Raw genomic sequence first — 271 nt, 5'->3', positions numbered from 1 at the left:
AGTTAATGGCGGTATTGGCCCTTCAGATCGGAATAGTTTTATTTGCGGTGCGCTTTTTCGGCAGGCTTGCAAAAAAGATAGGAATACCACAGGTTTTGGGGGAACTCATAGCGGGCATCGTCATCGGGCCTTACGCCCTTGGGAGCATGAAGATCCCCGGTTTTCCAAACGGCATTTTTTCTTTGGGTAGCGGAACGCTTGCGGTAAGCAACGAGTTATACGCCATCGCCTCAATCGCTTCCATTATTTTACTTTTCGCGTCCGGGCTTGA

At 49.4% G+C, this 271-nt stretch carries 1 protein-coding gene; it reads left to right on the top strand.

Annotation, left to right across the window (positions count from 1 at the left end; translation table 11 throughout):
• Positions 1–5: 5 nt before the first annotated feature.
• On the top strand, positions 6–271 hold a 266-nt coding region (locus ACYVTD_RS19095; protein ID WP_461249151.1), incomplete at its 3' end, for a cation:proton antiporter domain-containing protein.

It is taken from the genome of Treponema sp. R6D11 (assembly GCF_054786075.1).
Note: the sequence above shows the minus strand (reverse complement) of the source record. Positions and strands in the feature narration are given on the sequence as shown.